Origin of the sequence: Pseudomonas benzopyrenica (assembly GCF_036884265.1) — a bacterium.
GTDB lineage: Bacteria > Pseudomonadota > Gammaproteobacteria > Pseudomonadales > Pseudomonadaceae > Chryseomonas > Chryseomonas benzopyrenica.
In genome coordinates this window covers 2,160,377-2,182,665 of record NZ_CP145723.1, presented here as the reverse complement: position 1 = coordinate 2,182,665, position 22,289 = coordinate 2,160,377, and the positions used below count along the sequence as shown (strand labels likewise).

Annotated in this window: 26 protein-coding genes and 1 tRNA gene; 19 read left to right on the top strand and 8 right to left on the bottom strand. The window is 64.8% G+C overall.

Annotated elements, in window-relative coordinates; all coding sequences use genetic code 11:
- Nucleotides 1-21: 21 nt before the first annotated feature.
- The 4 genes from V6W80_RS10285 to V6W80_RS10270 are packed head-to-tail and all read left to right on the top strand — an operon-like array spanning nt 22 to nt 3,033.
- Nucleotides 22-1,035 carry an acyl-CoA dehydrogenase gene (locus V6W80_RS10285; RefSeq protein WP_371913893.1) on the top strand — a complete coding sequence of 338 codons (1,014 nt, stop codon included), beginning with the start codon at nt 22-24 and terminating at the stop codon, nt 1,033-1,035.
- Nucleotides 1,023-1,784: a PIG-L deacetylase family protein gene (locus tag V6W80_RS10280; protein ID WP_338546916.1), complete on the top strand. Its 762-nt coding sequence runs from the start codon at nt 1,023-1,025 to the stop codon at nt 1,782-1,784. Before V6W80_RS10285 ends, V6W80_RS10280 begins: the two co-directional genes overlap by 13 nt.
- Nucleotides 1,781-2,380: a class I SAM-dependent methyltransferase gene (locus V6W80_RS10275; RefSeq protein WP_017639961.1), complete on the top strand. Its 600-nt coding sequence runs from the start codon at nt 1,781-1,783 to the stop codon at nt 2,378-2,380. The genes V6W80_RS10280 and V6W80_RS10275 overlap by 4 nt, the downstream gene beginning before the upstream one ends.
- Nucleotides 2,377-3,033 carry a glycosyltransferase gene (locus tag V6W80_RS10270; RefSeq protein WP_017639962.1) on the top strand — a complete coding sequence of 219 codons (657 nt, stop codon included), beginning with the start codon at nt 2,377-2,379 and terminating at the stop codon, nt 3,031-3,033. The genes V6W80_RS10275 and V6W80_RS10270 overlap by 4 nt, the downstream gene beginning before the upstream one ends.
- A 3-nt stretch (nt 3,034-3,036) precedes the next feature.
- On the opposite strand, the gene V6W80_RS10265 is transcribed toward V6W80_RS10270, so the two are convergent.
- Complete coding sequence (locus tag V6W80_RS10265) at nt 3,037-3,831, bottom strand: AraC family transcriptional regulator (protein WP_338546913.1); 795 nt, start codon at nt 3,829-3,831, stop codon at nt 3,037-3,039.
- Between the two features lie 76 nt (nt 3,832-3,907).
- Here V6W80_RS10265 and V6W80_RS10260 point away from each other — a divergent pair, with 76 nt between their 5' ends.
- Nucleotides 3,908-4,918, top strand: coding sequence for a bile acid:sodium symporter family protein (locus V6W80_RS10260; RefSeq protein ID WP_068384035.1), 1,011 nt, complete (start codon nt 3,908-3,910; stop codon nt 4,916-4,918).
- Nucleotides 4,919-4,942: 24 nt separating this feature from the next.
- On the opposite strand, the gene gorA is transcribed toward V6W80_RS10260, so the two are convergent.
- Both gorA and galU read right to left on the bottom strand, forming a co-directional pair.
- Nucleotides 4,943-6,316 carry a glutathione-disulfide reductase gene (gene gorA / locus V6W80_RS10255; protein ID WP_257706155.1) on the bottom strand — a complete coding sequence of 458 codons (1,374 nt, stop codon included), beginning with the start codon at nt 6,314-6,316 and terminating at the stop codon, nt 4,943-4,945.
- A gap of 128 nt (nt 6,317-6,444) precedes the next feature.
- On the bottom strand, nt 6,445-7,275 hold the full coding sequence (gene galU, locus V6W80_RS10250) for a UTP--glucose-1-phosphate uridylyltransferase GalU (protein WP_007161840.1): 831 nt from the start codon (nt 7,273-7,275) through the stop codon (nt 6,445-6,447).
- 239 nt (nt 7,276-7,514) lie between these two features.
- Here galU and V6W80_RS10245 point away from each other — a divergent pair, with 239 nt between their 5' ends.
- Together V6W80_RS10245 and V6W80_RS10240 are read left to right on the top strand one after the other, a co-directional pair.
- Nucleotides 7,515-7,997 carry a hypothetical protein gene (locus V6W80_RS10245; protein ID WP_231355378.1) on the top strand — a complete coding sequence of 161 codons (483 nt, stop codon included), beginning with the start codon at nt 7,515-7,517 and terminating at the stop codon, nt 7,995-7,997.
- Between the two features lie 149 nt (nt 7,998-8,146).
- Nucleotides 8,147-8,521 carry a hypothetical protein gene (locus tag V6W80_RS10240; protein ID WP_064308804.1) on the top strand — a complete coding sequence of 125 codons (375 nt, stop codon included), beginning with the start codon at nt 8,147-8,149 and terminating at the stop codon, nt 8,519-8,521.
- Here the strand turns inward: V6W80_RS10240 and V6W80_RS10235 are convergent.
- The 3 genes from V6W80_RS10235 to V6W80_RS10225 all read right to left on the bottom strand — a co-directional run bounded on the left by V6W80_RS10235 (nt 8,487) and on the right by V6W80_RS10225 (nt 10,758).
- Complete coding sequence (locus V6W80_RS10235) at nt 8,487-8,843, bottom strand: antibiotic biosynthesis monooxygenase family protein (protein ID WP_338546909.1); 357 nt, start codon at nt 8,841-8,843, stop codon at nt 8,487-8,489. The two genes, V6W80_RS10240 and V6W80_RS10235, sit on opposite strands and share 35 nt — an antisense overlap.
- Nucleotides 8,840-9,544, bottom strand: a complete 705-nt coding sequence (locus V6W80_RS10230) for a glutamine amidotransferase-related protein (protein WP_338546907.1) — start codon at nt 9,542-9,544, stop codon at nt 8,840-8,842. Before V6W80_RS10230 ends, V6W80_RS10235 begins: the two co-directional genes overlap by 4 nt.
- Before the next feature lie 176 nt (nt 9,545-9,720).
- Entirely contained in the window at nt 9,721-10,758 is a 1,038-nt protein-coding gene (locus tag V6W80_RS10225; RefSeq protein WP_338546905.1) for an NADP(H)-dependent aldo-keto reductase, read from the bottom strand.
- A gap of 193 nt (nt 10,759-10,951) precedes the next feature.
- Between V6W80_RS10225 and V6W80_RS10220 the strand changes: the two genes are divergently transcribed.
- From V6W80_RS10220 to tcyN, 5 genes are all read left to right on the top strand, one after another.
- Complete coding sequence (locus V6W80_RS10220; RefSeq protein ID WP_338546904.1) at nt 10,952-11,605, top strand: 7-cyano-7-deazaguanine/7-aminomethyl-7-deazaguanine transporter; 654 nt, start codon at nt 10,952-10,954, stop codon at nt 11,603-11,605.
- Between the two features lie 68 nt (nt 11,606-11,673).
- The gene (locus V6W80_RS10215) at nt 11,674-12,666 is read left to right on the top strand and encodes a D-cysteine desulfhydrase (RefSeq protein ID WP_338546903.1); all 993 of its coding nucleotides are present in this window, start codon (nt 11,674-11,676) and stop codon (nt 12,664-12,666) included.
- 112 nt (nt 12,667-12,778) lie between these two features.
- Nucleotides 12,779-13,576 (top strand): cystine ABC transporter substrate-binding protein, encoded by a 798-nt coding sequence (tcyJ, locus tag V6W80_RS10210; protein WP_338546902.1) that lies wholly within the window; start codon nt 12,779-12,781, stop codon nt 13,574-13,576.
- Nucleotides 13,573-14,247 carry a cystine ABC transporter permease gene (gene tcyL, locus V6W80_RS10205; RefSeq protein ID WP_160922313.1) on the top strand — a complete coding sequence of 225 codons (675 nt, stop codon included), beginning with the start codon at nt 13,573-13,575 and terminating at the stop codon, nt 14,245-14,247. Before tcyJ ends, tcyL begins: the two co-directional genes overlap by 4 nt.
- Entirely contained in the window at nt 14,244-15,008 is a 765-nt protein-coding gene (tcyN, locus tag V6W80_RS10200; RefSeq protein WP_338546901.1) for an L-cystine ABC transporter ATP-binding protein TcyN, read from the top strand. The genes tcyL and tcyN overlap by 4 nt, the downstream gene beginning before the upstream one ends.
- On the opposite strand, the gene epsC is transcribed toward tcyN, so the two are convergent.
- Nucleotides 14,999-15,943, bottom strand: coding sequence for a serine O-acetyltransferase EpsC (epsC, locus tag V6W80_RS10195; protein ID WP_017639976.1), 945 nt, complete (start codon nt 15,941-15,943; stop codon nt 14,999-15,001). The genes tcyN and epsC overlap by 10 nt on opposite strands.
- Nucleotides 15,944-16,059: 116 nt before the next feature.
- Here epsC and sseA point away from each other — a divergent pair, with 116 nt between their 5' ends.
- The 6 genes from sseA to V6W80_RS10165 all read left to right on the top strand — a co-directional run bounded on the left by sseA (nt 16,060) and on the right by V6W80_RS10165 (nt 20,765).
- Nucleotides 16,060-16,911, top strand: coding sequence for a 3-mercaptopyruvate sulfurtransferase (gene sseA / locus V6W80_RS10190; RefSeq protein WP_338546899.1), 852 nt, complete (start codon nt 16,060-16,062; stop codon nt 16,909-16,911).
- 157 nt (nt 16,912-17,068) lie between these two features.
- Nucleotides 17,069-17,632: an alkyl hydroperoxide reductase subunit C gene (gene ahpC, locus V6W80_RS10185; protein WP_007161854.1), complete on the top strand. Its 564-nt coding sequence runs from the start codon at nt 17,069-17,071 to the stop codon at nt 17,630-17,632.
- A gap of 83 nt (nt 17,633-17,715) precedes the next feature.
- Nucleotides 17,716-19,275, top strand: coding sequence for an alkyl hydroperoxide reductase subunit F (gene ahpF / locus V6W80_RS10180; RefSeq protein WP_068384018.1), 1,560 nt, complete (start codon nt 17,716-17,718; stop codon nt 19,273-19,275).
- 213 nt (nt 19,276-19,488) lie between these two features.
- Complete coding sequence (locus tag V6W80_RS10175) at nt 19,489-20,154, top strand: gamma-glutamylcyclotransferase (protein WP_017639979.1); 666 nt, start codon at nt 19,489-19,491, stop codon at nt 20,152-20,154.
- A complete protein-coding gene (locus tag V6W80_RS10170) occupies nt 20,151-20,378 on the top strand; it encodes a TIGR02450 family Trp-rich protein (RefSeq protein WP_338546897.1) in 228 nt (75 codons plus the stop codon). The genes V6W80_RS10175 and V6W80_RS10170 overlap by 4 nt, the downstream gene beginning before the upstream one ends.
- A gap of 126 nt (nt 20,379-20,504) precedes the next feature.
- Complete coding sequence (locus V6W80_RS10165) at nt 20,505-20,765, top strand: hypothetical protein (protein ID WP_007161858.1); 261 nt, start codon at nt 20,505-20,507, stop codon at nt 20,763-20,765.
- A gap of 43 nt (nt 20,766-20,808) precedes the next feature.
- On the opposite strand, the gene V6W80_RS10160 is transcribed toward V6W80_RS10165, so the two are convergent.
- A tRNA-Leu gene (locus tag V6W80_RS10160) sits at nt 20,809-20,895 on the bottom strand.
- 977 nt (nt 20,896-21,872) lie between these two features.
- On the opposite strand from V6W80_RS10160, the gene V6W80_RS10155 reads away from it, so the two are divergent.
- A complete protein-coding gene (locus V6W80_RS10155; protein WP_338546896.1) occupies nt 21,873-22,088 on the top strand; it encodes a hypothetical protein in 216 nt (71 codons plus the stop codon).
- Nucleotides 22,089-22,289: the final 201 nt, after the last annotated feature.

Below are 22,289 nucleotides of genomic sequence, written 5' to 3'. Positions count from 1 at the left end.
GCCAGCCACGGGATGGAGCCGATGTCGATCGATCTGGATAACCTTCAGGACACCCTGGACGAGTGGGCCTATGACGAGGTCACTCCTGCACTGCTGCAACACCGACTCCAGATTCTCAACCAGCGCGGCCTCGATCGCCTGCCGCTGCCAGGCCAGGGGCAGACCCTGGAGCGCTGGCGCGCCCTGGCCAAGGTAGCCAATCACGACCTGGGCCTGGTCAAGCTGTACGAAGGCCACACCGACGCCCTCGCCATCCTCAGCGAACTGGATGGCTTCGTGCCGCCTCCCGCCAGCCTCTGGGGTGTCTGGGCCGCCGAGCCGCCGGATGCCCGGCTGCTGGTGCGCTATGGCGCCGACAGCATGGTCACCCTGCACGGCCGCAAGTCCTGGTGCTCCGGTGCCGCTCTGGTCAGTCACGCCCTAGTTACCGCCTGGATGGACGACCATCCGATGCTGGTGGCGGTGGAAATGAATCAACCCGGCGTCGAGGTCACTCAGGACGGCTGGCGGGCGATCGGCATGCAGCATACGGGCAGCGTCGACGTGCTGTTCGATGGTGCAGCCGGCGTACTGGTCGGTGCCCCTGGCCGTTATCTGCATCGCCCTGGCTTCTGGCACGGCGGCGGGGGCATTGCCGCCTGCTGGTATGGCTCGGCCACCGCCCTGGCCGACACCCTGCGCGCCTACTGCAAACGCCATCGCGAGCCCCATGCCCTGGCCCATCTGGGCCACGTGGATGCCGCGTTGCTCGGCGCCGCGACCGCGCTGCGTCAGGCGGCCCACTGGATAGATCAGGAGCCTGTAGCGGACGCCCGCTATCCCATCTGCCAGCTACGGGCCCTGGTCGAACAGTGCGCCGAAATCGTCGTCCGCCATACCGGCCGGGCCTTTGGCGCCGCCCCGCTATGCCGCGACGCCTACTGCGCCCGCCATATGGCGGACCTGCCGGTCTACCTGCGCCAGAGTCATGCCGAGCGTGATCTGGCGGTACTGGGTGACCTCAATCTGCTGGAGGGTGCCCCTTGGCAACTGTAGGCGATCGTCAGATTCAAGGAGCCGGCACCACGCCCGAGGCCTGGCTACAGTGGTCCGGCTTTGGCGAGATGCCGGCCATCGAGGCGTCGCAACTGGTCCCGCCCGGACATCGCGCGGTGGTCGTCGCGCCTCATCCGGACGACGAGATCCTGGGCTGCGGCGGCCTGCTCTGCCAGCTGGGTGAACTGGGGCGCCGCCTGGCGCTGGTGGCGGTCACCGATGGCGATGGTAGTCATCCGCGATCCACCCTCTGGCCCACCACCCGACTGCGCAATACCCGTCCGCTCGAGACCCGCGAAGCCTTGCGCCGCCTGCGCCTGGAGCGCGCCACCGTGACGCGCCTGGCGATTCCGGATGGCCAGGTGAGCGAGCAGGAAGCCGTCCTGCAACAGCGGCTGCTGGAATTCATCACGCCCGAGGACGTGGTCTTCGCCACCTGGCGGCTGGATGGCCATCCCGATCACGAAGCCACCGGCCGCGCCGCGGTGGAAGCCTGCCGGCTGCGTGGCGCTCGCTGCATCGAAGTACCGGTCTGGACCTGGCACTGGGCCACTCCGGGTGACCCACGGGTGCCCTGGGAAAGAGCGCGCCGCCTGGATCTGGAAGAAGACGTTTTGGCGCTGAAGAAGCATGCGGTGAATGCCTTCGGCAGTCAGTTGACCGAGGATGCCAGCACGGGACAGGGGCCGATCCTGCCGCCTGCGGTGGTCGCCCGTCTCACCCGTGCCTGGGAGGTCTATCTGACGTGACCGTCTCCATGAGCTATTTCGACTCCCTGTACGCCAGCAGTGAAGACCCCTGGGACTATCGTCATCGCTGGTACGAGGCGCGCAAGCGGGACCTGACCCTGGCCATGCTGCCCCACCGCCGCTACACCCAGGGCTACGAGCCGGGCTGTTCCACCGGTGAGCTGTCCAGGCGGCTGGCCGAGCGTTGCGAACGCCTGCTGGTCAGCGACGGCAACGCCTCCGCGGTCGCCACGGCCCGCGAGCGCCTGGCCGATCAGGCCCATGTCGAGGTACGCCACCTGCTGTTGCCGGACGCCTGGCCGGCAGGCGCCTTCGATCTCATCGTCATCAGCGAGATCGGCTACTACCTCGGCGAGAACGGCCTGGCGGCCTTGCTGGATCGCGCTCACAGCGCCCTGCTACCCGGCGGCGTCCTGCTCGGTTGCCACTGGCGCCACCCCATCGAAGGCTGCGCCCTGACCGGCGACCAGGTCCACGAACGCATGGCCGCCCTGCCCGGCCTGCATCGCCTGAGCCACCTCGAAGAATCCGATTTTCTCCTCACCCTCTGGTCCTCCGACCCCACCTCCGTCGCCCGCCGGGAGCAGCTTCTATGATAGGTGCCGTGATACCCGCTCATAACGAAGAGCAACACGTCGAACGCTGCCTGCAATCGGTGCTGCGCGCCGCGCGACATCCGGCGCTGCTGGGTGAAGCCGTCGAGATCGTCATCGTGCTGGACAGCTGCACCGACGGCACCGCCGACATCGTTCACCGCTTGCCGGTGACCGCCCTGGAGGTCTGGGCCTGCAACGTCGGCCTGACCCGGGCGACCGGTGCGGCGCACCTGATCCAGCGTGGCGCTCGCTGGCTGGCCTGCACCGATGCGGACTCCGAGGTGGCGCCGGACTGGTTCGCCGCCCAGCTCGCCTATGGCGCCGATGCCGTCTGTGGCGTAGTGGAGGTGGATGACTGGACGCCACATTCGCCTGGTCTGAGAGCCCGCTACGAGGCGGCCTATCACGACCGCGAAGGCCATCAGCACATCCATGGCGCCAACTTCGGCATTTCTACCGCAGCCTATCTGCAAGCCGGCGGCTTTCCGTCCATGACCGTGGACGAAGACGTCAGCCTGGTCACCGCGCTCAAGACCCAGGGCGCACGCATCGCCTGGAGCAACAGCGTACGCGTCCGTACCAGCTCACGGCTGGATTGCCGCGCGCGCGGCGGCTTCGGCGACTACCTGAATCTGCTTGGCGCTACCGCCTGACCCTTAGGCCCCCAGGGCGAAGGCCCCGGGTGTCGCGCCGAACTGCCGGCGAAAGGCGGCGATAAAGGCCGACGGCGAGTTGTAGCCGCAATCCAGCGCCACCTCGGTCACCGCGGCGCCCTGCTCCAGGCGCTCCAGGGCACTGATCAGCCGCAACCGCTGCCGCCAGGTTCTGAAGGTCAGCTCGGTATCCCGCAGAAAGGCCCGGCTCAGGGTCTTTTCCGAGGCGCCCAGCACCCCGGACCACTGCGCCAGGGTACGATCGTCCGACGGATTGGCCGCCAGGGCCTCGCACAGCAGGCGCAGCCGGCCATCCTGGGGCGCCGGCAGCGATAGCCCCACCTCGGGCGCCGCCTGCAACTGATCCAGCATCACCGACACCAGCCTTCCCTCGGTGCCGTCCTCGTCATACTCCCGGGCGAAGCCACTGAAGGTCTTGATCAGCTCACGGATCAAGGGACTCACCGCCACCACCCGACAGCGCTCACCGACATAGGGCGCCGCCTCGGCACTGACATAGAGACTGCGCATCTCCGCCCTGGGCGAGGAACGCACCTGATGCTCGACATCGGCGGCGATCCACACCGCCCGCTGCGGTGGCGCCACATAGCTGCCTTCGGCGGTGGTCACCGTGAGCACGCCCTTGATGGCATAGGACAGCTGCCCCCAGGGATGCCGGTGCCAGGGTGTCCAGGCCGGTTGCGCCAGGGATTCGACCCGGGCATAGAGGCGCCGTGGCAGGTTGGCGAGTTCGGGAACGGGACGTTCGACCGCAGACTGTCCGTTTGACGACATCATTGGGGCTTTTCGCGTTAGTCGGCTAGGGCAGGAGACGATAGCCTTGGGGCTATTCGCAGACAACCCGAGAGAGACCATGGCTCGTCCCCGCCTGATGCCCGATAACTTCACCCTAATGCTGGTCGCCACGGTGATTCTCGCCAGCGTGCTGCCCTGCCGGGGCCTCGCCGCCCAGATCGCCAACGTGGTGACCAACATCGCCATCGGCCTGCTGTTCTTCCTGCATGGTGCCAAGCTGTCGCGCCAGGCACTGGTGGCCGGCATCACCCATTGGCGGCTGCACCTGCTGGTGTTCGCCTTCACCTTCATCAGCTTTCCGCTGCTGGGCTGGGCGCTGCAGCCGCTGCTGGCGCCGCTGGTGACGCCCGAGCTCTATCTGGGCGTGCTGTTCATGTGCGCCTTGCCCGCCACGGTGCAGTCCTCCATCGCCTTCGTTTCCATGGCCCGCGGCAATGTCTCGGCGGCTGTCTGCAGCGCGTCGTTGTCCAGCCTGCTCGGTATCTTCCTCACGCCGCTGCTGGTCCGGCTGCTGCTCGACGCCCATGGCGGCTCGGATGGCCAGAGCACCCTGGATGCCATCGTCAAGATCTGCGTCCAGCTGCTGCTGCCCTTCGTCGCCGGCCAGCTGCTGCGCCCGGTGATCGGCCACTGGGTGGACCGCCACAAGGGCAAGCTCAAGTTCGTCGACCAGGGCTCCATCCTGCTGGTGGTCTATACCGCCTTCAGTGCAGCGGTGATCGAAGGCCTCTGGCGGGAGACGCCGATCCTGTCGCTGGTGGGCCTGGTGTTCATCTGCGCCACCCTGCTGACCCTGGTGCTGCTCGCCACCCGCTACAGCGCGCGGCTGCTGGGCATGAGCAAGGAAGACGAAATCACCGTGGTCTTCTGCGGTTCCAAGAAGAGCCTGGCCACGGGGGTGCCCATGGCCAAGGTGCTGTTCGCCGGCAGCACCATGGGGCCGGTGCTGCTGCCGATCATGCTGTTCCACCAGATCCAGCTGATGGTCTGCGCGGTGCTGGCCCAGCGCTACGCCAAGCGTGAGGCGGTAGCGCCTGTCACGCCCGTGGTAGCGCCGCTACCCAAGTAATGCGCGCGGCGGCGAGGCGCCCGATCAGCGCGCCTCGTCCTCGCGAACCGGTTTGCGCATGGTGACCCACTCTTCCGCGGCGGTGGGGTGGATGCCCAGGGTGTCGTCGAAGCAGGCCTTGGTCGCTCCGGCCTTGAGGGCGATGGCCAGGCACTGGATCTGCTCGCCGGCGTCCGGCCCCACCATGTGGCAACCCAGCACCTGATCGCTGTCAGCATCCACCACCAGCTTCATCAGGGTGCGCTCCTGCACCTCGGTCAAGCTCAGCTTAGTCGGCCGGAAGCTGCTCTGGAAGATCTTCAGCCGGTGGCCACGCTCGCGCGCCTCTTCCTCGCTCAGGCCGATGCTGGCCAGGTTGGGCAGGCTGAAGACCGCGCTGGCGATCAGGTCGTAGTTCAGCGGGCGATAGCTGTCGGGGCTGAACAGGTGTCGCGCCAGGGTCATGCCCTCGGCCAGCGCCACCGGGGTCAGTTGCACCCGACCGATGACGTCGCCGATGGCGTAGATCGATGGCTCCGTGGTCTGGAAGGTCTCGCCGACCTCGATGAAGCCCCGCTCGTCCAGGGCGACCCCGGTGTTTTCCAGCCCCAGGTCATCCAGCATCGGCCGGCGGCCAGTGGCATAGAAGACGCAATCGGCTTCCAGGACGCGCCCGTCCTTGAGCGTCACCTGCAGGCTGCCATCGGCGACCTTGTCGATCCGCGCCACGTCGGCGTTGAACTGCAGATCATGGCCACGTTTGAGCATCTCGTCGCGCAGGTGCTCGCGCACGCCCTGGTCGAAGCCGCGCAGGAACAGTTCGCGGCGATACAGCAGGGTGGTCTTGGCGCCCAGGCCCTGGAAGATCGAGGCGAATTCCACGGCGATGTAGCCACCGCCCACCACCACCACCCGCTTGGGCAGCTCCGGCAGGTAGAAGGCTTCGTTGGAGGTGATGGCATGCTCGCGACCAGGGAAATCCGGTACGTCCGGCCAGCCACCGGTGGCGATGAGGATGCGCTCGCAGCGATAACACCGGCCTTCCACCTCGACGGTGTGGGGATCGAGGATGCGGGCATGGGCCTCCAGCAGGGTCACTCCGCTGTTGACCAGCAGGGCGCGGTAGATGCCGTTCAACCGGCGGATCTCGTGATCCTTGCTGGCGACCAGGGTATTCCAGTCGAAGGCCGGGACCTCGGCGTCCCAGCCGTAGCCCCGGGCCTGACGGAATTCATCGCGAAAGGAAGCGCCGTAGATGAAGTATTTCTTGGGCATGCAGCCCACGTTCACACAGGTCCCGCCGAGGTAACGGCTTTCCGCTACCGCCACCCGGGCCCCGAAGTCGGCGGCGAAACGCGCCGCGCGCACGCCGCCCGAACCGGCGCCGATCACGAAGAGGTCGAAATCATAGGTCGTCATGGAGCTCTCTCTCTGCTGCTGCTGGCGCCAGCATAACGCAAGGCCACCCCGGGCAGCGGCACGGCTGGCCGACCGCCAGAAACGACGAGGCCACCCGCAGGGTGGCCTCGTCCATCGTACAGGGCGTCTTACAGCGCCTTGTACAGATTCTCGAAGCAGAAGTTGGTGGCTTCCACGAAGCCTTCCGCGCTACCGCAATCGAAACGCTGGCCCTTGAATTTGTAGGCCAGTACGCAACCGTCCTGGGCCTGCTTCATCAGGGCGTCGGTGATCTGGATCTCGCCACCCTTGCCCGGCTCGGTCTGTTCGATCAGGTCGAAGATGTCCGGGGTCAGGATGTAGCGGCCGATGATCGCCAGGTTGGACGGCGCATCTTCCGGCTTGGGCTTCTCGACCATGTTGTTCACCCGGTAGATGTCATCACGGATCATCTCGCCGGCGATCACACCGTACTTGTTGGTCTCGTTGGCCGGGACTTCCTGGATGGCCACGATGGAGCAGCGGAACTGGTTGTACAGCTTGACCATCTGCTTGAGGACGCTGTCGCCTTCCAGGTTCAGGCAGAGGTCGTCCGCCAGGACCACGGCGAAGGGCTCGTCACCGATCAGCGGGCGGCCGGTCAGGATGGCGTGACCCAGGCCCTTCATTTCCACCTGACGGGTGTAGGAGAAGGTGCAGTTGTCGATCAGCTTGCGAATGCCGACCAGGTACTTTTCCTTGTCGGTGTTCTTGATCTGGCTTTCCAGCTCGTAGCTGATGTCGAAATGGTCTTCCAGCGAGCGCTTGCCACGACCGGTGACGATCCCGATCTGATGCAGGCCCGCCTCCAGAGCTTCCTCCACGGCGTACTGCACCAGCGGCTTGTTCACAATGGGCAGCATTTCCTTGGGCATGGCTTTGGTCGCAGGGAGAAAACGAGTGCCATAGCCGGCTGCCGGAAACAGACATTTGGTGATCATGGGAGTCCTTTGATCTGTACGTGAAGGCAAAACGAACGGCGGTCTATCCAGCCGCTTGTCGCATACAATGCCCGAAGCGCGCGACGCTGGAAATAGCCAGGCATGGGCGCTCTGTGGACGTGCGGATACGACTCCAGGATTGCCTTCCGGTTCTGCGCAAAGCTGCAAAGAACTGCTATCGTCCAAAGTTTGGAACCAGCGTCACGACTCCGCGGATAGATCTCGACATGAAGAAATGGATGCTCCCGTTGCTGTGTGTTTCCCTCGCCGGCTGCTCCCTGGGCGGTCACCACGAGGTAGCGGAAACGCGGCCGCTCAGCGCGGAACAGACCACCCTGCTGCGCCAGAACGACCTGTTGCAGGCCAAGCTGCTGGTATTGGGTGGCAGCGAAGAACAGCTCAAGCTCGCGGATGCCCTGCTCTTGCGCAACGGCGGGACCAGTGCCGATGGCGAGGTGGAGTTCTATCGCGCGGTGATCGCCATCAAGCAGGGCCCGCAGACCGATGATGTCCTGGAGTTGCTGAACGCCTCTGCCGATCATCGTTATCCGCTGGCCTATGCCCTGCTCTATCGCCTGTACACCGATCCCTTCCTGGTTCCTGAAGCGGATCCCATCCAGGCGCAGACCTACAAGAGCGCCTATGGCGAGCTGGCGGTGGCCAAGAGTGGCTATCCGTCCTTCGACAAGGCCGTGGAAGTCACCCGCCAGCTGGCGCCCTGAGCCGCCCCTCTAGCCGGCCGCTTTGCGGCCGTTCACAGTCTGGCACTGGCGAATGAGCAGCCGTTGACCTTTCCTTCATGTGAATGATGTCAATGGGCCGCACGACGGTAGCATCGAGCCTCTACCGTCCGCCGCCCAGAGCCATTCCCATGTCCTCGCTTGGCAAGCTGTCACCCGATATCGTTGCCGCCCGCACCGTGACGCAGCGGCTGGTCCTGCTGCTGATCGGGTTCTTCGCGCTGGCCATCCTGCTGACGCGGCTGCCGACCTTCATCAACGCAGCCAGTGGCGAAACCTGGCAGATCCGTGGCGGCCAGATTCCGCTGATGCAGTATCCCTCGATGCCGGAGCGCAGCGTGGTCGCCAATCGCCAACTGCTCGCCATGCTCGAACCGGGTGATCGCATCCTGGTCCTGGAAAGCGCGCCCTTCCGCCCCTGGAAGAAGGTCATGCTGATCGGCGAAGACAGTCGCATCGGCTGGATTCGCGTCACTCCAGCGCTGGGCGCGATCCGCCTGGAATGACGCCAGTCCCGGAGCGCGACGACAGCAATCGCAGGACCCGGGTGTCATGCCAGCGATACCAGCGTTCATGGCCCAACCGTTGCGCCTGGCGATGCTCCGGATGGGCACCCCAGGCCGCGACCGCGGCCTGGTCGGTCCAATAGGACAGGGTGATGCCCAGGCCATCGGCGCCGCGTACCGATTCCACCCAGAGAAAGCCCGGTTGCGCCTGCGCCAGCTCCAGCATGCGCGCCGCCATGCGCTCATAGGCCGGATCGTCGTCTGCCCGTTGCGAGACGAAGGCGATCACCACGCAATCGGGCGGTAGGTCCGGCCGGCTCATGGTTGTAGTCTCCGCGCTGCGACCACGGCCTCCAGCCAGGCGCGCACCGCGGCGGGCACCCGGCCGGTCAGCGCTTCACGCTCGGGCTGATAGAGGGTGCCGAAGTGACAGGGCTGGGTGGCCAGCTCGAAGGCCACGGGCACCTCTTCCTCGTCCCAGGCCAGTACCCGCCAGCCGGCGGCGAGCAAGGCCGGCAGGTACTCGGGATTCACGCCGAAGCGACAGTGATAGCTGGCCTGCGCCCGCAGACCGCCCTCGCCCTCCGCCAGGCGCGAACCGGGCTCCAGGCGGAGCTCATTGTGATACTCGATGCGGGCACAGCTCAGGGGCGCCAGCAGCGCTCGCGACGTCAGCGGATCCTCCTCGGCGTGGGCCGCGTCCGTCCAGCCCAACACGGCATGAGCGTACTCCAGCAGGGCGTACTGCAGCCCGCCACAGGTACCGAGAAAGGGAATCCGCCGTTCACGGGCGGTGCGAATGCTCGCCAGCACCCCGTCTCGATTACGGTAGGGACTGCCCGGCACGCACCAGAGGCCATCGCACTCAGCCAGGGCGCCATCGGCCGCCACACTCGGCAGCCAGCGTGATCGCAACGTGATGCCCAATGCCCTGGCGGTCAGCGCCAGGGCCTGGGGGATGGCCTGATGAGCCACGATGGAAGCGTCCTGGTCACCCAGGAGCACGATTTCGTACGACGTCATGACGGATACCTGCAGGCGTAGGAGGTCCGACCGACTCTAGGGCGTCGAGGCCGCAGTTTTAATAGGCGTCGCGGACAGCAGGCCTTGCGCCACTGCCCTGTTGGTCACCGTCCAGTCAGGCGAGCCAAAAAAAGCGCCCGGTACCGCTGCTGTACCGGGCGCCGGATACCACGCGATCAGGGCGCCGGATTGGGCTGGTCGACGTGGATGGCTTCGATGGCGGCCAGGGTGTCCTGGTCCAGTACCAATTCGCTGCTCGCCAGGTTGCTTTCCAGCTGAACGAGCGAGGTGGCGCCGATGATGTTGCTGGTCACGAAGGGCCGGCTGGTGACGAAGGCCAGAGCCATCTGCGCCGGATCCAGACCGCGTTCCCGTGCCAGCTCGACATAGGCCTGGGCAGCCCTTTGCGCCTGGGGATTACTGTAGCGCTGGAAGCGTTCGAACAGGGTCAGCCGCGCCCCTTCCGGGCGCGCGCCCTGCAGGTACTTGCCCGCCAGCACGCCGAAGGCCAGCGGCGAATAGGCCAGCAGGCCCACCTGCTCGCGGATGGCCTGCTCGGCCAGGCCCACCTCGAAGCTGCGATTGAGCAGGTTGTAGGGATTCTGGATGGAGACCACCCGCGGCCAACCCCGGGTCTCGCTCAGCTGCAGGAATTGCTGGACGCCCCAGGGCGTCTCGTTGGACAGCCCCACATGGCGGACCTTGCCCGCGCGCACCAGGCCGTCGAGGGCCTCCAGGGTCTCTTCGAGGGGCGTGAAGGCCGCCTCGCTGTGCTCGTAGCCCAGCTGACCGAAATAGTTGGTGCGGCGATCCGGCCAGTGCAGCTGGTAGAGATCCAGATAGTCGGTGTTGAGCCGCTGGAGACTGGCCTCCAACGCCGCGGTGAGATTGGCCTTGGTAAAGGCCAGACCGCCCTCGCGGATATAGTCCATGTCGCGCCCCGGACCGGCCGCCTTGCTGGCCAGCACCCAGTCGGCGCGATCGCCATGCCGACGGAAGTAGTTGCCGATAATGGTCTCGGTGCGGGTATAGGTCTCGGCACGTGGCGGCACCGGATACATCTCCGCCGTGTCGATGAAGTTGACCCCAGCGGCCTTGGCGGCACGCAGCTGTTCGAAGGCCTCGGCCTCGGTGTTCTGCTCACCCCAGGTCATGGTGCCCAGCGCGATGGCGCTAACCTTGAGATCGGTACGACCCAGCGATCGAAAGTGCATCAGGAAGCTCTCTGTCGGTGCGGAAGTCGTACAAGTTAGCAGGAGGCTGCCCGCTCTGCCCATCGCGCCGATGAGCCTTTCGATCGGGCGCCGACCACCGCACCCTCGCCAGGCGCGCCGCGAATCCGTAGAATGCCGCCCTGCCTCAGCGCCCTGGGTTCCCTCACCCCAGGTAACCAAAAAAGGACTGCCCATGTCTGCCTTGCTTGCCACCCCACAGCGTGCCCTGGTGGCCGCGCTCGTCGCTTTCCATATCCTCATCATCATCGCCAGCAACTACCTGGTGCAGTTGCCGCTGCAGCTGTTCGGCTGGCACACCACCTGGGGCGCCTTCAGCTTTCCCTTCATCTTTCTCGCCACCGACCTCACCGTCCGAGTGATGGGCAAGGCGCCGGCCCGCCAGGTCATCGCCCGGGTCATGATCCCAGCGCTGGTGGTTTCCTACGCGGTCTCGGTGCTGTTCCAGGACGGCAGCTTCCAGGGCTGGGCGGCGCTGGCCGCGCTCAATGTTTTCGTCCTGCGCATCTCCCTGGCGAGCTTCTGCGCCTATGTGCTCGGCCAGCTGCTCGACATCCAGGTGTTCGACCGGCTGCGGCGTTCGCGCCACTGGTGGCTGGCGCCCACGGTCTCGACCCTGTTCGGCAACGCCCTCGATACCCTGGCCTTCTTTTCCATCGCCTTCTGGCACAGCGACAATCCCTTCATGGCCAGCCACTGGCCGGAGATCGCCCTGGTCGACTACGGCGTCAAGCTGACGGTCAGCCTGCTGCTCTTCGTCCCCCTCTACGGCGTGCTGCTGCGCTCGTTGGTGCCCCAGGCCTGGGCGCGTCGTCCGGACCTCGCCTGAGGCCAGGATTGCTGGCGGGCGAGGCTTGGCCCTAGAGTGATGCCCTCTTCACTGCCCAGGGTCCCGCCATGCTCGCCACTGCCCTCGCCCGCTTTCCGCGCCTGACGCTGCAACCCTCGGCGACCCCGCTGGAGGTCCTGCCGCGGCTCTCGGCGGAGCTGGGCCGACCGGTCTACTGCAAGCGCGACGACACTACCAGCCTGGCCCTGGGCGGCAACAAGGTGCGCAAGCTGGAATACCTGGTCGCCGAGGCGCTGGCCGCCGGCGCCGACACCCTGGTGACCGCCGGGGCCATCCAGTCCAATCATGTCCGTCAGACCGCCGCCGTCGCCGCGCAACAGGGCCTGGCCTGCGTCGCCCTGCTGGAAAATCCCATCGCCACCGCGGATCACGGCTATCTGCACGGCGGCAATCGCCTGCTGCTGGAACTGTTCGGTGCCGAGATCAGGTCGGTCGCTGCACTCGATGACCCGATCCGCCAGCTGGAGGCCGAAGCCGCGCGCCTGCGCCAACAAGGGCGCAAGCCCTGGGTGATCCCCATTGGCGGCTCCAGCGCCCTGGGCGCCCTCGGCTATGTGCGTGCGGGTCTGGAACTGGACGCTCAGTTGGACGCCCTGGACCTGCAACCCGCGGCCATCATCCTGGCCTCCGGCAGTGCCGGCACCCAGGCCGGCCTGGATCTGGCCTTGCACCATTTGCGCCCCGACCTGCCAGTGATCGGCGTCACCGTCTCCCGTACCCAGGCCGACCAGTTGCCCAAGGTCACCCAGCTGCGCCAGCAATTGGCCGAGCTGCTGGGCGTCGCGCCGCCCCAGGATCCGCCGCAACTGCGCGACGGCTACTTCGGCCCCCGCTATGGCGAACCCAATGCCGGCACCCTGGCGGCCATTCGCCGGCTGGGCCGACTGGAAGGCCTGGTGCTCGACCCGGTCTACACTGGCAAGGCCATGGCCGGCCTGCTGGACCTGGTGGCGAGCGGCGCCCTGCCACCCGGCCCGCTGGTCTTCCTGCACACCGGCGGCGCGCCGGGCACCTTCGCCTATGGCGACTGGTTGGCGTGATCGGCTAGCCAACGAACTGGACGATGGCATAACGTCAGCAGTTTTCGGACTTGGGATGTCAGATCAGACACCCCCATAGTGGCGCACCCTCACAACCTCAAGGATTTCCTTCATGCGCAAGCCTCTCCCCCAGCGTCTGCTCCGTAGCGCCGCCCTGCTGTTGGCCCTGGGCCTGGCCCACCAGGCCACCGCCCAGGCGGAAGACCTCCTGCAGACCGTCAAGCAGCGCGGCGAACTCGTCGTCGGCCTGGAAGGCACCTACCCACCCTTCAGCTTCCAGAACGAACAGGGCCAACTGACCGGGTTCGAAGTGGACTTCGCCAAGGCCCTGGCCAAGGAGCTGGGCGTCGATGCCAAGATTCAGCCCGGCAAGTGGGATGGCCTGCTGGCCGCCTTGGAATCCCGTCGGCTGGACGTGGTGATCAACCAGGTCACCATCAGCGACGAGCGCAAGAAGAAATACGATTTCTCCACCCCCTACACCGTCTCCGGCATCCAGGCCCTGGTGCGCAAGGACGACGTCGACAGTATCAAGACCGCCGCCGATCTCGCCGGCAAGAAGGTCGGTGTCGGCCTGGGAACCAACTACGAGCAGTGGCTGCGCCAGAACGTACCCAAGGCGGACGTGCGCACCTACGAAGACGATCCGACCAAGTACCAGGATCTGCGCGTCGGCCGTATCGACGCCATCCTCGTCGACCGCCTGGCCGCCCTGGAATTGCTGTCCAAGACCAAGGACAAGCTGGCCCTGGCCGGTGAGCCTTTCAGCCGCCAGGAATCGGGCATCGCCGAGCGCAAGGGCAATCCGGAATTCCATGCCGCGGTCGACCAGGCCATCGCCAAGCTGCGCGCCGACGGCACCCTGGCCAAGATCTCCGAGAAGTGGTTCAAGGCCGACGTCACCCAATGAGCGACACGCTACAGCTCCTGCTCGATTCGCTGCCCTTCCTACTGAAGGGCGCGATCTGGACCGTGGTCCTCAGCCTCGGCGGCATGTTCTTCGGCCTGCTGCTGGGCTTCGGCCTGGCCCTGTTGCGTCGCTCCCGGAGTCTGCCGCTACGCAGCCTGGCGCGGCTGTACATCTCGTTCTTCCGGGGTACGCCGCTGCTGGTGCAGCTGTTCGTCATCTACTACGGCCTGCCTGAGCTGGGCCTGCAGCTCGATCCGCTGCCGGCGGCGCTGATCGGCTTCTCGCTGAACATGGCCGCCTACACCGCGGAAATCATCCGCTCGGCCATCGGCGCCATCGACCGCGGCCAATGGGAAGCCGCTGCCAGTATCGGCATGACGCCGTTGCAGACCCTGAGGCGCGCCATCCTGCCCCAGGCCCTGCGCATCGCCCTGCCGCCGCTGGGCAACAGCTTCATCTCGCTGGTGAAGGACACCTCGCTGGCCGCCACCATCCAGGTGCCTGAGCTGTTCCGCCAGGCCCAGCTGATCACTGCCCGCACCTTCGAGATCTTCAGTCTGTACCTGGCCGCCGCGCTGCTCTACTGGGTGCTGGCGAGCCTGCTGTCGACCCTGCAGAACCGCCTGGAGCGGCACTACGGACGCCACATCAACGAACGAGGCCCGTCATGATCGAGGTGCAGGGGCTATCCAAGTCCTTTCAACAGCAGACCGTGCTCCAGGCCATCGACCTCCAGGTGGCTCAAGGCGAGGTGGTGGCCATCATCGGTCCCAGCGGTTCGGGCAAGACCACCCTGCTGCGCTGCCTGAATCTGCTGGAGACCCCCGAGGCCGGCACCATCCGCCTGGGCGACCTGCGCATCGATGCCAACCGGCCGCTCAAGGCCCAGCAGGGCAGCATTCGTACGTTGCGCCAGCGCATGGGCTTCGTCTTCCAGAACTTCAATCTGTTTCCCCATCGCACCGCGCTGGAGAACGTGATCGAGGGTCCCCTCATCGTCCAGGGCGAGCCGCGCGATACCGTCCTCGTCCGCGGTCGCGAGCTGCTGGCAAAGGTCGGGTTGGCCGATAAGGTCGACAGCTATCCAGGGCAGCTATCGGGTGGTCAGCAGCAGCGGGTCGCCATCGCCCGGGCGCTGGCCATGCGCCCCCAGGCCATCCTCTTCGACGAACCCACCTCGGCGCTGGATCCCGAACGGGTCGGCGAGGTGCTGGAAACGATCCGCGGGCTGGCCCAGGAGGGTCGCACCCTGCTCATCGTCACCCACGAGATGGCCTTCGCCCGCGACGTCGCCCACCGGGTGCTGTTCATGGACGGTGGGCGCATCGTCGAGCAGGGCCCGGCGGCCGAGTTGTTCAATCACCCACGCGAGGAACGAACCCGGCGCTTTCTCGCCAAGTTCGCTCGTGACAACGCCGCCGACTACTCCTGAGCCAGACCGGCGCAGCCCTGCAGGCTGGCCTGGCTGACGTTGCTGTTGGCCGGCACGCCATGGGTCAGCCAGACGTTGCCGCCGATGGTCGAGCCCTGGCCGATGGTGATGCGCCCGAGGATGGTCGCCCCGGCATAGATCACCACGTCGTCCTCGACGATGGGGTGGCGCGGGTGGCCCTTCTTGAGATTGCCCTCGGCATCGGCTGGGAAGCGCTTGGCGCCCAGGGTCACCGCCTGGTAGATGCGCACCCGGTCGCCGATGATGCAGGTCTCGCCGATCACCACGCCCGTGCCATGGTCGATGAAGAAGCCTTCGCCGATCTGGGCGCCCGGATGGATATCGATCCCGGTCGCCGAATGCGCCCGCTCACTGACCATGCGCGCCAGCAACGGCAAGCCGCTGCGATAGAAGTGGTGGGCGATGCGGTGATGGATCATCGCATGGATGCCCGGGTAGCAGAGCAGCACCTCGTCCACGCTGCGCGCCGCGGGATCGCCCTGGTAGGCGGCGATCACGTCGGTATCCAGCAGACGGCGCAGGTCCGGCAACGCCAGGGCGAAGGCCTGCACCAGCCGGCGCGCCTCGTCGGCGCGATTGACGCCATTCTCGCCACGCTGCTTGGCGAAATAGTCCAGCTCCAGCTTCGCCTGGATCATCAACGCATTGAGCGCGCGCTCCAGCTCGAAGCCGACATAGAAGTCCTCGCTTTCCTGGCGCAACTGATCCGGACCGAGGCGCAGCGGAAAGAGCGCACCGCTCAGGGATTCGATCACGCTGGCCATGACGCTGCGGGACGGCAGCTCGCGGCCGCTGAATTCGCGGAAGCGTCCATGGGTCTCGCGCCATTGGCTGCGCGCCTCATGCAGTTCACCGACGATCCGTCCTAGTTGCCAGTCGTTGCCGCCGGTGGATTGCCCGTTAAGTTCGCTCATAAGTCATCTATCCAGTTGCCAGGCTGACGAGGATAAAGTATCCGCTGATCCCTGACAGCCCACGTCGCGCCAGGCGCGCTAAGCTGTCGCCCTTTGTTCATCAAGGAACGCCGCCCATGATCGCCTCCCCGCTGGTCACCGCCACCTGGCTGCAGGAGCAACTCGGTCGCCCGGATCTGCTGATCCTCGATGCCAGTCTCTACCTGCCCAACGAACCCCAGATCGCCGACGAGACCTATCGACAGCAGCACATCCCGGGTGCCCTGCGCTTCGATATCGAACACTTCTCCGATCCGGACACTCCGCTGCCGCACATGGTCCCCAGCGCGGGCCGTTTCGCCCGCCTCGCGGGCGAATTGGGCGTCACCCCCGAGACGACCCTGGTGGTCTACGACCAGAAGGGCCTTTTCTCCGCTGCCCGGGCCTGGTGGCTGTTCCGCCTGTTCGGCCACGACCAGGTGATGGTGCTCGATGGCGGCCTGCCACTCTGGCGGGAACAGGGCCTGCCGCTGGAGGCCGGTGAAAACCAGCCCAGCCCGCAGCCGCCCTACCCGGTCATCTTCAACAATCGCCTGCTGTGTGGCCTGGGCGATGTGCAGACCGCGCTCAGCCTGGGCCAGACCCAGGTCCTTGATGCCCGCGGCGCCAAGCGCTTCACTGGCGAAACCCCCGAACCACGCCCAGGCGTGGCCTCTGGCCATATGCCCGGCAGCCAGAGTCTGCCCTACGACAGCCTGCTGACCGCGGCCGGTACCCTGCTGCCACCCCAGGAGCTGCGCCAGCGCTTCCAGGCCCTGGGTATAGATGGCCTGCATCCGGTAATCACCAGCTGCGGCAGTGGCGTCACCGCCGCGGTGCTGCTGCTCGCCCTCAGCGTCGCCGGCCTGCCGGATGGTCGACTCTACGACGGCTCCTGGAGCGAATGGGGTCAGCATCCGGCTACGACTAAGGCGCTGGGCCCGGCCTGAGGCAGGCTAAGTCACTGATTTGACTCAATACCTGTAGTATCCGATAGAGACGCCCAATCGTTGGCATCGCCTTTAACAATGAGGTGAATCGTCAAAATGCGATTAGTATGCGTCCTATCGATTTCAACCCTGACTTAAACCCATCAAGGAGTCATCAATGTCCCTGATCAACACCGAAGTGAAGCCTTTCACCGCGACCGCCTACCACAACGGCAAATTCGTCCAGGTGACCGAGGCCGATCTGAAGGGCAAGTGGTCCGCCATCGTCTTCTACCCGGCCGACTTCACCTTCGTGTGCCCCACCGAACTGGAAGACCTTGCTGACCTGTACCCCGAGTTCCAGAAGCTGGGCGTCGAGATCTACGGCGTGTCCTGCGACACCCATTTCGCGCACAAGGCCTGGCACGACACCTCGGAAGCCATCAAGAAGGTCAACTACCCGCTGGTAGGCGATCCCACCGCTCGCCTGGCACGCAACTTCGAAGTACTGATCGAAGAAGAAGGCCTGGCCCTGCGTGGCACCTTCCTGATCAACCCGGAAGGCCAGATCAAGCTGTGCGAAATCCACGACAACGGCATCGGCCGTGACGCCAGCGAACTGCTGCGCAAGGTCCGCGCCGCCCAGTACGTCGCCAACCACCCGGGCGAAGTCTGCCCCGCCAAGTGGAAAGAAGGCGAAGCGACCCTGACCCCCTCGCTGGACCTGGTCGGCAAGATCTAACGCCCGCCTGATCTAGCCCGAGCGCCCGGGCGCCTTGCCCGCGCGCTCTTTTTTTGCCCATTTTTTACGGAAGCCACGTCGCCATGTTGGACGCCAATCTGAAAGCCCAGCTCAAGACCTACCTCGAACGCGTCACGCGCCCCATCGAGATCGTCGCGTCCCTCGACGATGGCGCGAAGTCCCGTGAAATGCACAGCCTGCTGCAGGACATCGCCAGCCTGTCCGATCAGGTCAGCCTCAGCACCGACGGCAGCGATGCGCGTCGCCCCTCCTTCGCCCTGCTGACCCCTGGTCAGAACATCGACCTGCGTTTCGCCGGCCTGCCCATGGGCCACGAATTCACTTCCCTGGTCCTGGCCCTGCTGCAGGTGGGCGGTCATCCCTCCAAGGCCAGCCAGGACGTCATCGAGCAGGTCAAGGCCCTCGACGGCGACTACCAGTTCGAAACCTATTTCTCCCTCTCCTGCCAGAACTGCCCGGACGTGGTGCAGGCCCTGAACCTCATGGCCGTGCTCAATCCCCGGGTCAAGCACGTCGCCGTCGACGGCGCCCTGTTCCAGGACGAGGTCGAGCGCCGCCAGATCATGGCCGTGCCCAGCGTCTACCTGAACGGCGAACCCTTCGGCCAGGGCCGCATGGGCCTGGAAGAGATCGTCGCCAAGCTCGACACCGGCGCCGCCGCCCGCTCCGCCGACAAGCTCAATGCCAAGGACGCCTTCGATGTCCTGGTCATCGGGGGTGGCCCAGCCGGTGCCGCAGCCGCCGTCTATGCCGCACGCAAGGGCATTCGTACCGGCGTCGCCGCCGAGCGTTTCGGCGGTCAGGTATTGGACACTCTGGCTATCGAGAACTTCATCTCCATCAAGGAGACCGAAGGTCCGAAACTGGCCATGGCGCTGGAAGAGCACGTCAAGCAGTACGAAGTCGACATCATGAACCTGCAGCGCGCCGAGCAGCTGATCCCGGCCCACGAAGCCGGCGGCCTGCACGAGGTTCGCTTCACCGATGGCGGCTCGCTCAAGGCCAAGACTCTGATCCTCGCCACCGGTGCCCGTTGGCGCGAAATGAACGTCCCGGGCGAGCAGGAATACCGCAACCGCGGCGTGGCCTACTGCCCGCACTGCGACGGCCCCCTGTTCAAGGGCAAGCGCGTCGCCGTGATCGGTGGCGGCAACTCGGGTGTCGAGGCCGCCATCGACCTCGCCGGCATCGTCGCCCAGGTGACCCTGATCGAGTACGACGGCCAGCTGCGTGCCGACGCCGTGCTGCAGCGCAAGCTGTTCAGCCTGCCCAACGTGACCGTCATCACCAGCGCCCTCACCAGTGAAGTCAAGGGTGACGGCCAGAAGGTCAACGGCCTGGTCTACAAGGATCGTAACTCCAGCGAATTCCATCACATCGACCTGGAAGGCGTCTTCGTACAGATCGGCCTGGTGCCCAATACCGATTGGCTCAAGGGCACCGTCGAGCTGTCGCCGCGCGGCGAGATCGAAGTGGACGCCCGTTGCCAGACCTCCCTGCCCGGCGTCTTCGCCGCAGGCGACGTCACCACCGTGCCCTACAAGCAGATCGTCATCGCTCTGGGCGAAGGCGCCAAGGCTTCTCTGGCCGCCTTCGATCACCTGATCCGCACCAGCGTCTGATTGGTCTCGTGCTCTTTTCTCAGCCCGGCAACCGCCGGGCTTTTTTTCGTCTGGCGCTTTTCCGGTGCGCCCTGGCATGTTTCTCGCTGCAACCTAACCAGGCGTCATAAAGATGGGCACGAACGGTCTAGGAGTTCTTCCCGGACTTTCGTTAGGATCTTAGTGCCGGGTTCCTAGACCTGGCAGCTCCAGCGGTTGAGGACCAGGCGACATATGCATAGACAGATTTCTTCCAGCACCCACGATTCCTATCCCCCCAAGCTGGCGCCCGCCACCCCGCTCACCCATCCTGAACTCGTAGCCTCTCTGGAGGCCACCCTGGCCCAACGCCAACCCGGCCCGGTGTGGCTGTTCGCCTACGGCTCGCTGATCTGGCGCCCCGAGTGCCCCGCCGTCGCCGTGCGCCGGGCTCGGGTACATGGCTATCACCGTGGCCTCTATCTCTGGTCCCAGCTACACCGCGGCACCCCCGAGCAGCCCGGCCTGGTACTGGGCCTGGATCGCGGCGGCTCCTGCTCGGGCTTCGCCTACCAGTTGCCCGATGATCAGCTGGACGATCATCTGCTGGCGCTCTGGAAACGGGAGATGCCAGATGGCTCCTACCGCCCCCGCTGGCTGCAATGTCACCTCGAAGACGGCAGCAAGGTCCAGGCGCTTGGCTTCGTGCTCAAACGTAATCTCCCCTGCTATGCCGGCAGCCTCTCCGATGACATCCTCAATCGCGTCCTGACCGAAGCCTGCGGCCATTTCGGCACCACCCTGGAGTACGTCGAGCGCACCATCACGGCGCTTAGGGCCCACGCCATGCCCGATCGCAACCTCGAAGCCTTGCTGCAGCGTTATCGCAGCGCCCCTCTGCTGGAGGCCATGCAGGGATGAAGCAGCGTCAGATCAACCCCAACAAGCTGCTGCTCAGCAAATGGACTGCCGTCCAGCCGCGGAAACGGCAAAAGCACTTCATCGTCACCCGCGTCCACACCCCGGACGTCGAGACCGACCCCATCTCGCAGATAGATATACAAGCCGTTCTCACTCGCCGCACCTGGACGCTGGACTGGCACGAGCTGCAGGATGCAGAATGCTGGCTGCAAGGCTGGCAATGAAAATCCGAAAGCAGCGCCGGGATTTTGCGACTAGCATCGCGATATGACGGCACTTTTCTGCAAAGGTGAAACCCTGTAGCAGCCAATGCTGTCACAGTGCCACCTTTGAACAGGAAGCTCTTCCGGATGACCCTCTATGTCGAACTCGCCAGTGCCTTCAACACCCTGAAAGGCGGATTCGAGCCGTTGCGCTGCGTGATCTCCACGCGCGATCAGCGTGCCTACGATGTCGAGGTCTTTTCCCGCAGCGGTCAGTCGGTGCTCAACCGCCCTATCGCCCGCACCGAATTGCTCGACGCCGCCATGCTCGAGGCCTTCATTCTCGACAGCCGCTCCCGCATCGAACGCGACGCGGATGAAACACCCTACTGGACGATTCCCTCCTAAACGAAAAAAGGCCACTCATGCGTGAGTGGCCTTTTTCTTTGGATGGTGCCCGAGGCCGGAATCGAACCGGCACGACCGCTAAGTCGAGGGATTTTAAGTCCCTTGTGTCTACCAGTTTCACCACTCGGGCATAGCCGGACTCAGCAATTTCCGAGTCCGCAGAACCTGATCCAGTATTCACACATCCCTGGATGATGAAAAGCCCCGTAGACCTGAGATCTACGGGGCTTTCAATAGTGGAGGCCGAGGTCGGAATCGAACCGGCGTACACGGATTTGCAATCCGTCTCCAAAATCTAGCGAAATCATTGTCTTACACTCGAATCGTTTCCGCAAGCTTTTGCCATTTTGTGTTCTGAAAGCCAGTGCTGGCGCAGGGTAACAAAACCGATGCGGAAACGATTTTGCCTGGCTTTTTTCTGGAAAGAGTGCGGCTTGAAGTGGTTGGGAATGCTCTGAATCGGCCGTCAGCTCTCAACCATCGCACCCTCAAGTGCCGACGAAAATTTCACATCATGTCAGTAATGATGGCGATCTGAGAGCATAGCTTTAGCAGTTCTGAGAGATCGGCGCAGGAGAGGCCTATGTCCAGAAAGAGCGCAGCTTACGTGGGCGGTCTTGTCTTTTTCATGGCGGCGGGTGCTGTAGGCCTCGTCGCCATCTCATTCTTGCTGTTCGATTTCCTCTAGCTACGTCGTCAAAGGATGGCTACCACATGCCCGAAGCAGTTAAGTCGCCGGCGCACCTGGACGTAGCTAGCCGCCTTGCTCAGCTTGTAGCAGCAAACGTAAATACCGTCATGAGCGAGGCGATCCGAGACCCTGTGATCCGCGCCTCTATCGTGGCAACCCTAGAATCTAGACCTACGGAAACGCTTTCTACGGATGAGCGCATATGGCTAGATTGGTGCAAGGGATTCGCGTAGCACTGGAGGTGCTTATGAACCTAATGACGGACAGAGAAATTCGAATCCTAGCGTCCATCGCAGTAGTGAGTACGATTGGCATGGCGGCCCTTTTCGTTGCGATACTGATGCGCTTGCACAAATGACCTCAAGCTAGCCGGCAGGATGCCGATACCCTGGCGATCACACAGCAAGGAAGCCTGTATGCGATACCTCCTGACCAGCTCGGTCACCCTCTTTCTCGCCGCCCCTGTCCTCGCTGAGGACACCGCCCTCGGCCAGGCCACCAAAGCCATTCGCCCAGTAGCCGAAGCCTCGATGAGTTTTGCTCAGAGATCCGTCGTACAAAACTTGGCCACCGGCGAGGGACCACAAGCTGATGGCGCCGAAAAAGCCCTCGCGAAGGTCGAGCGTCAGTAACCCATCTCACCCGCAGGCCCCGGCATTCAGTGAATGAGTGCCTGGACGGCATAAAACTGACGGCGTAGGAGCCTTGCGCGAACCGCCAGGCTGAGCGGATCTTCTTCGGTAAAATGCTGGAAATGTGGCTTTCCGATAAGCGGTGCTTCAGGATCGCCTCGCTCAAGACCATATAGTATGGGAGCTAGGTTTTTCCGGCCC

What these genes read in the sequence shown, in the direction of transcription:
- V6W80_RS10230 (WP_338546907.1), bottom strand. Translation starts at nt 9,544, where the DNA reads ATGACGTCGTACGAAATCGTGCTCCTGGGTGACCAGGACGCTTCCATC.
- V6W80_RS10165 (WP_007161858.1), top strand. Translation starts at nt 20,505, where the DNA reads ATGACCCTCTATGTCGAACTCGCCAGTGCCTTCAACACCCTGAAAGGC.
- V6W80_RS10215 (WP_338546903.1), top strand. Translation starts at nt 11,674, where the DNA reads ATGCTCGCCACTGCCCTCGCCCGCTTTCCGCGCCTGACGCTGCAACCC.
- tcyL (WP_160922313.1), top strand. Translation starts at nt 13,573, where the DNA reads ATGAGCGACACGCTACAGCTCCTGCTCGATTCGCTGCCCTTCCTACTG.
- V6W80_RS10260 (WP_068384035.1), top strand. Translation starts at nt 3,908, where the DNA reads ATGGCTCGTCCCCGCCTGATGCCCGATAACTTCACCCTAATGCTGGTC.
- V6W80_RS10155 (WP_338546896.1), top strand. Translation starts at nt 21,873, where the DNA reads ATGCGATACCTCCTGACCAGCTCGGTCACCCTCTTTCTCGCCGCCCCT.
- V6W80_RS10235 (WP_338546909.1), bottom strand. Translation starts at nt 8,843, where the DNA reads ATGAGCCGGCCGGACCTACCGCCCGATTGCGTGGTGATCGCCTTCGTC.
- ahpF (WP_068384018.1), top strand. Translation starts at nt 17,716, where the DNA reads ATGTTGGACGCCAATCTGAAAGCCCAGCTCAAGACCTACCTCGAACGC.
- ahpC (WP_007161854.1), top strand. Translation starts at nt 17,069, where the DNA reads ATGTCCCTGATCAACACCGAAGTGAAGCCTTTCACCGCGACCGCCTAC.
- V6W80_RS10170 (WP_338546897.1), top strand. Translation starts at nt 20,151, where the DNA reads ATGAAGCAGCGTCAGATCAACCCCAACAAGCTGCTGCTCAGCAAATGG.
- V6W80_RS10240 (WP_064308804.1), top strand. Translation starts at nt 8,147, where the DNA reads ATGTCCTCGCTTGGCAAGCTGTCACCCGATATCGTTGCCGCCCGCACC.
- V6W80_RS10285 (WP_371913893.1), top strand. Translation starts at nt 22, where the DNA reads ATGTCGATCGATCTGGATAACCTTCAGGACACCCTGGACGAGTGGGCC.
- sseA (WP_338546899.1), top strand. Translation starts at nt 16,060, where the DNA reads ATGATCGCCTCCCCGCTGGTCACCGCCACCTGGCTGCAGGAGCAACTC.
- V6W80_RS10225 (WP_338546905.1), bottom strand. Translation starts at nt 10,758, where the DNA reads ATGCACTTTCGATCGCTGGGTCGTACCGATCTCAAGGTTAGCGCCATC.
- gorA (WP_257706155.1), bottom strand. Translation starts at nt 6,316, where the DNA reads ATGACGACCTATGATTTCGACCTCTTCGTGATCGGCGCCGGTTCGGGC.
- V6W80_RS10175 (WP_017639979.1), top strand. Translation starts at nt 19,489, where the DNA reads ATGCATAGACAGATTTCTTCCAGCACCCACGATTCCTATCCCCCCAAG.
- galU (WP_007161840.1), bottom strand. Translation starts at nt 7,275, where the DNA reads ATGATCACCAAATGTCTGTTTCCGGCAGCCGGCTATGGCACTCGTTTT.
- V6W80_RS10265 (WP_338546913.1), bottom strand. Translation starts at nt 3,831, where the DNA reads ATGATGTCGTCAAACGGACAGTCTGCGGTCGAACGTCCCGTTCCCGAA.
- V6W80_RS10270 (WP_017639962.1), top strand. Translation starts at nt 2,377, where the DNA reads ATGATAGGTGCCGTGATACCCGCTCATAACGAAGAGCAACACGTCGAA.
- V6W80_RS10245 (WP_231355378.1), top strand. Translation starts at nt 7,515, where the DNA reads ATGCTCCCGTTGCTGTGTGTTTCCCTCGCCGGCTGCTCCCTGGGCGGT.
- epsC (WP_017639976.1), bottom strand. Translation starts at nt 15,943, where the DNA reads ATGAGCGAACTTAACGGGCAATCCACCGGCGGCAACGACTGGCAACTA.
- tcyN (WP_338546901.1), top strand. Translation starts at nt 14,244, where the DNA reads ATGATCGAGGTGCAGGGGCTATCCAAGTCCTTTCAACAGCAGACCGTG.
- V6W80_RS10220 (WP_338546904.1), top strand. Translation starts at nt 10,952, where the DNA reads ATGTCTGCCTTGCTTGCCACCCCACAGCGTGCCCTGGTGGCCGCGCTC.
- tcyJ (WP_338546902.1), top strand. Translation starts at nt 12,779, where the DNA reads ATGCGCAAGCCTCTCCCCCAGCGTCTGCTCCGTAGCGCCGCCCTGCTG.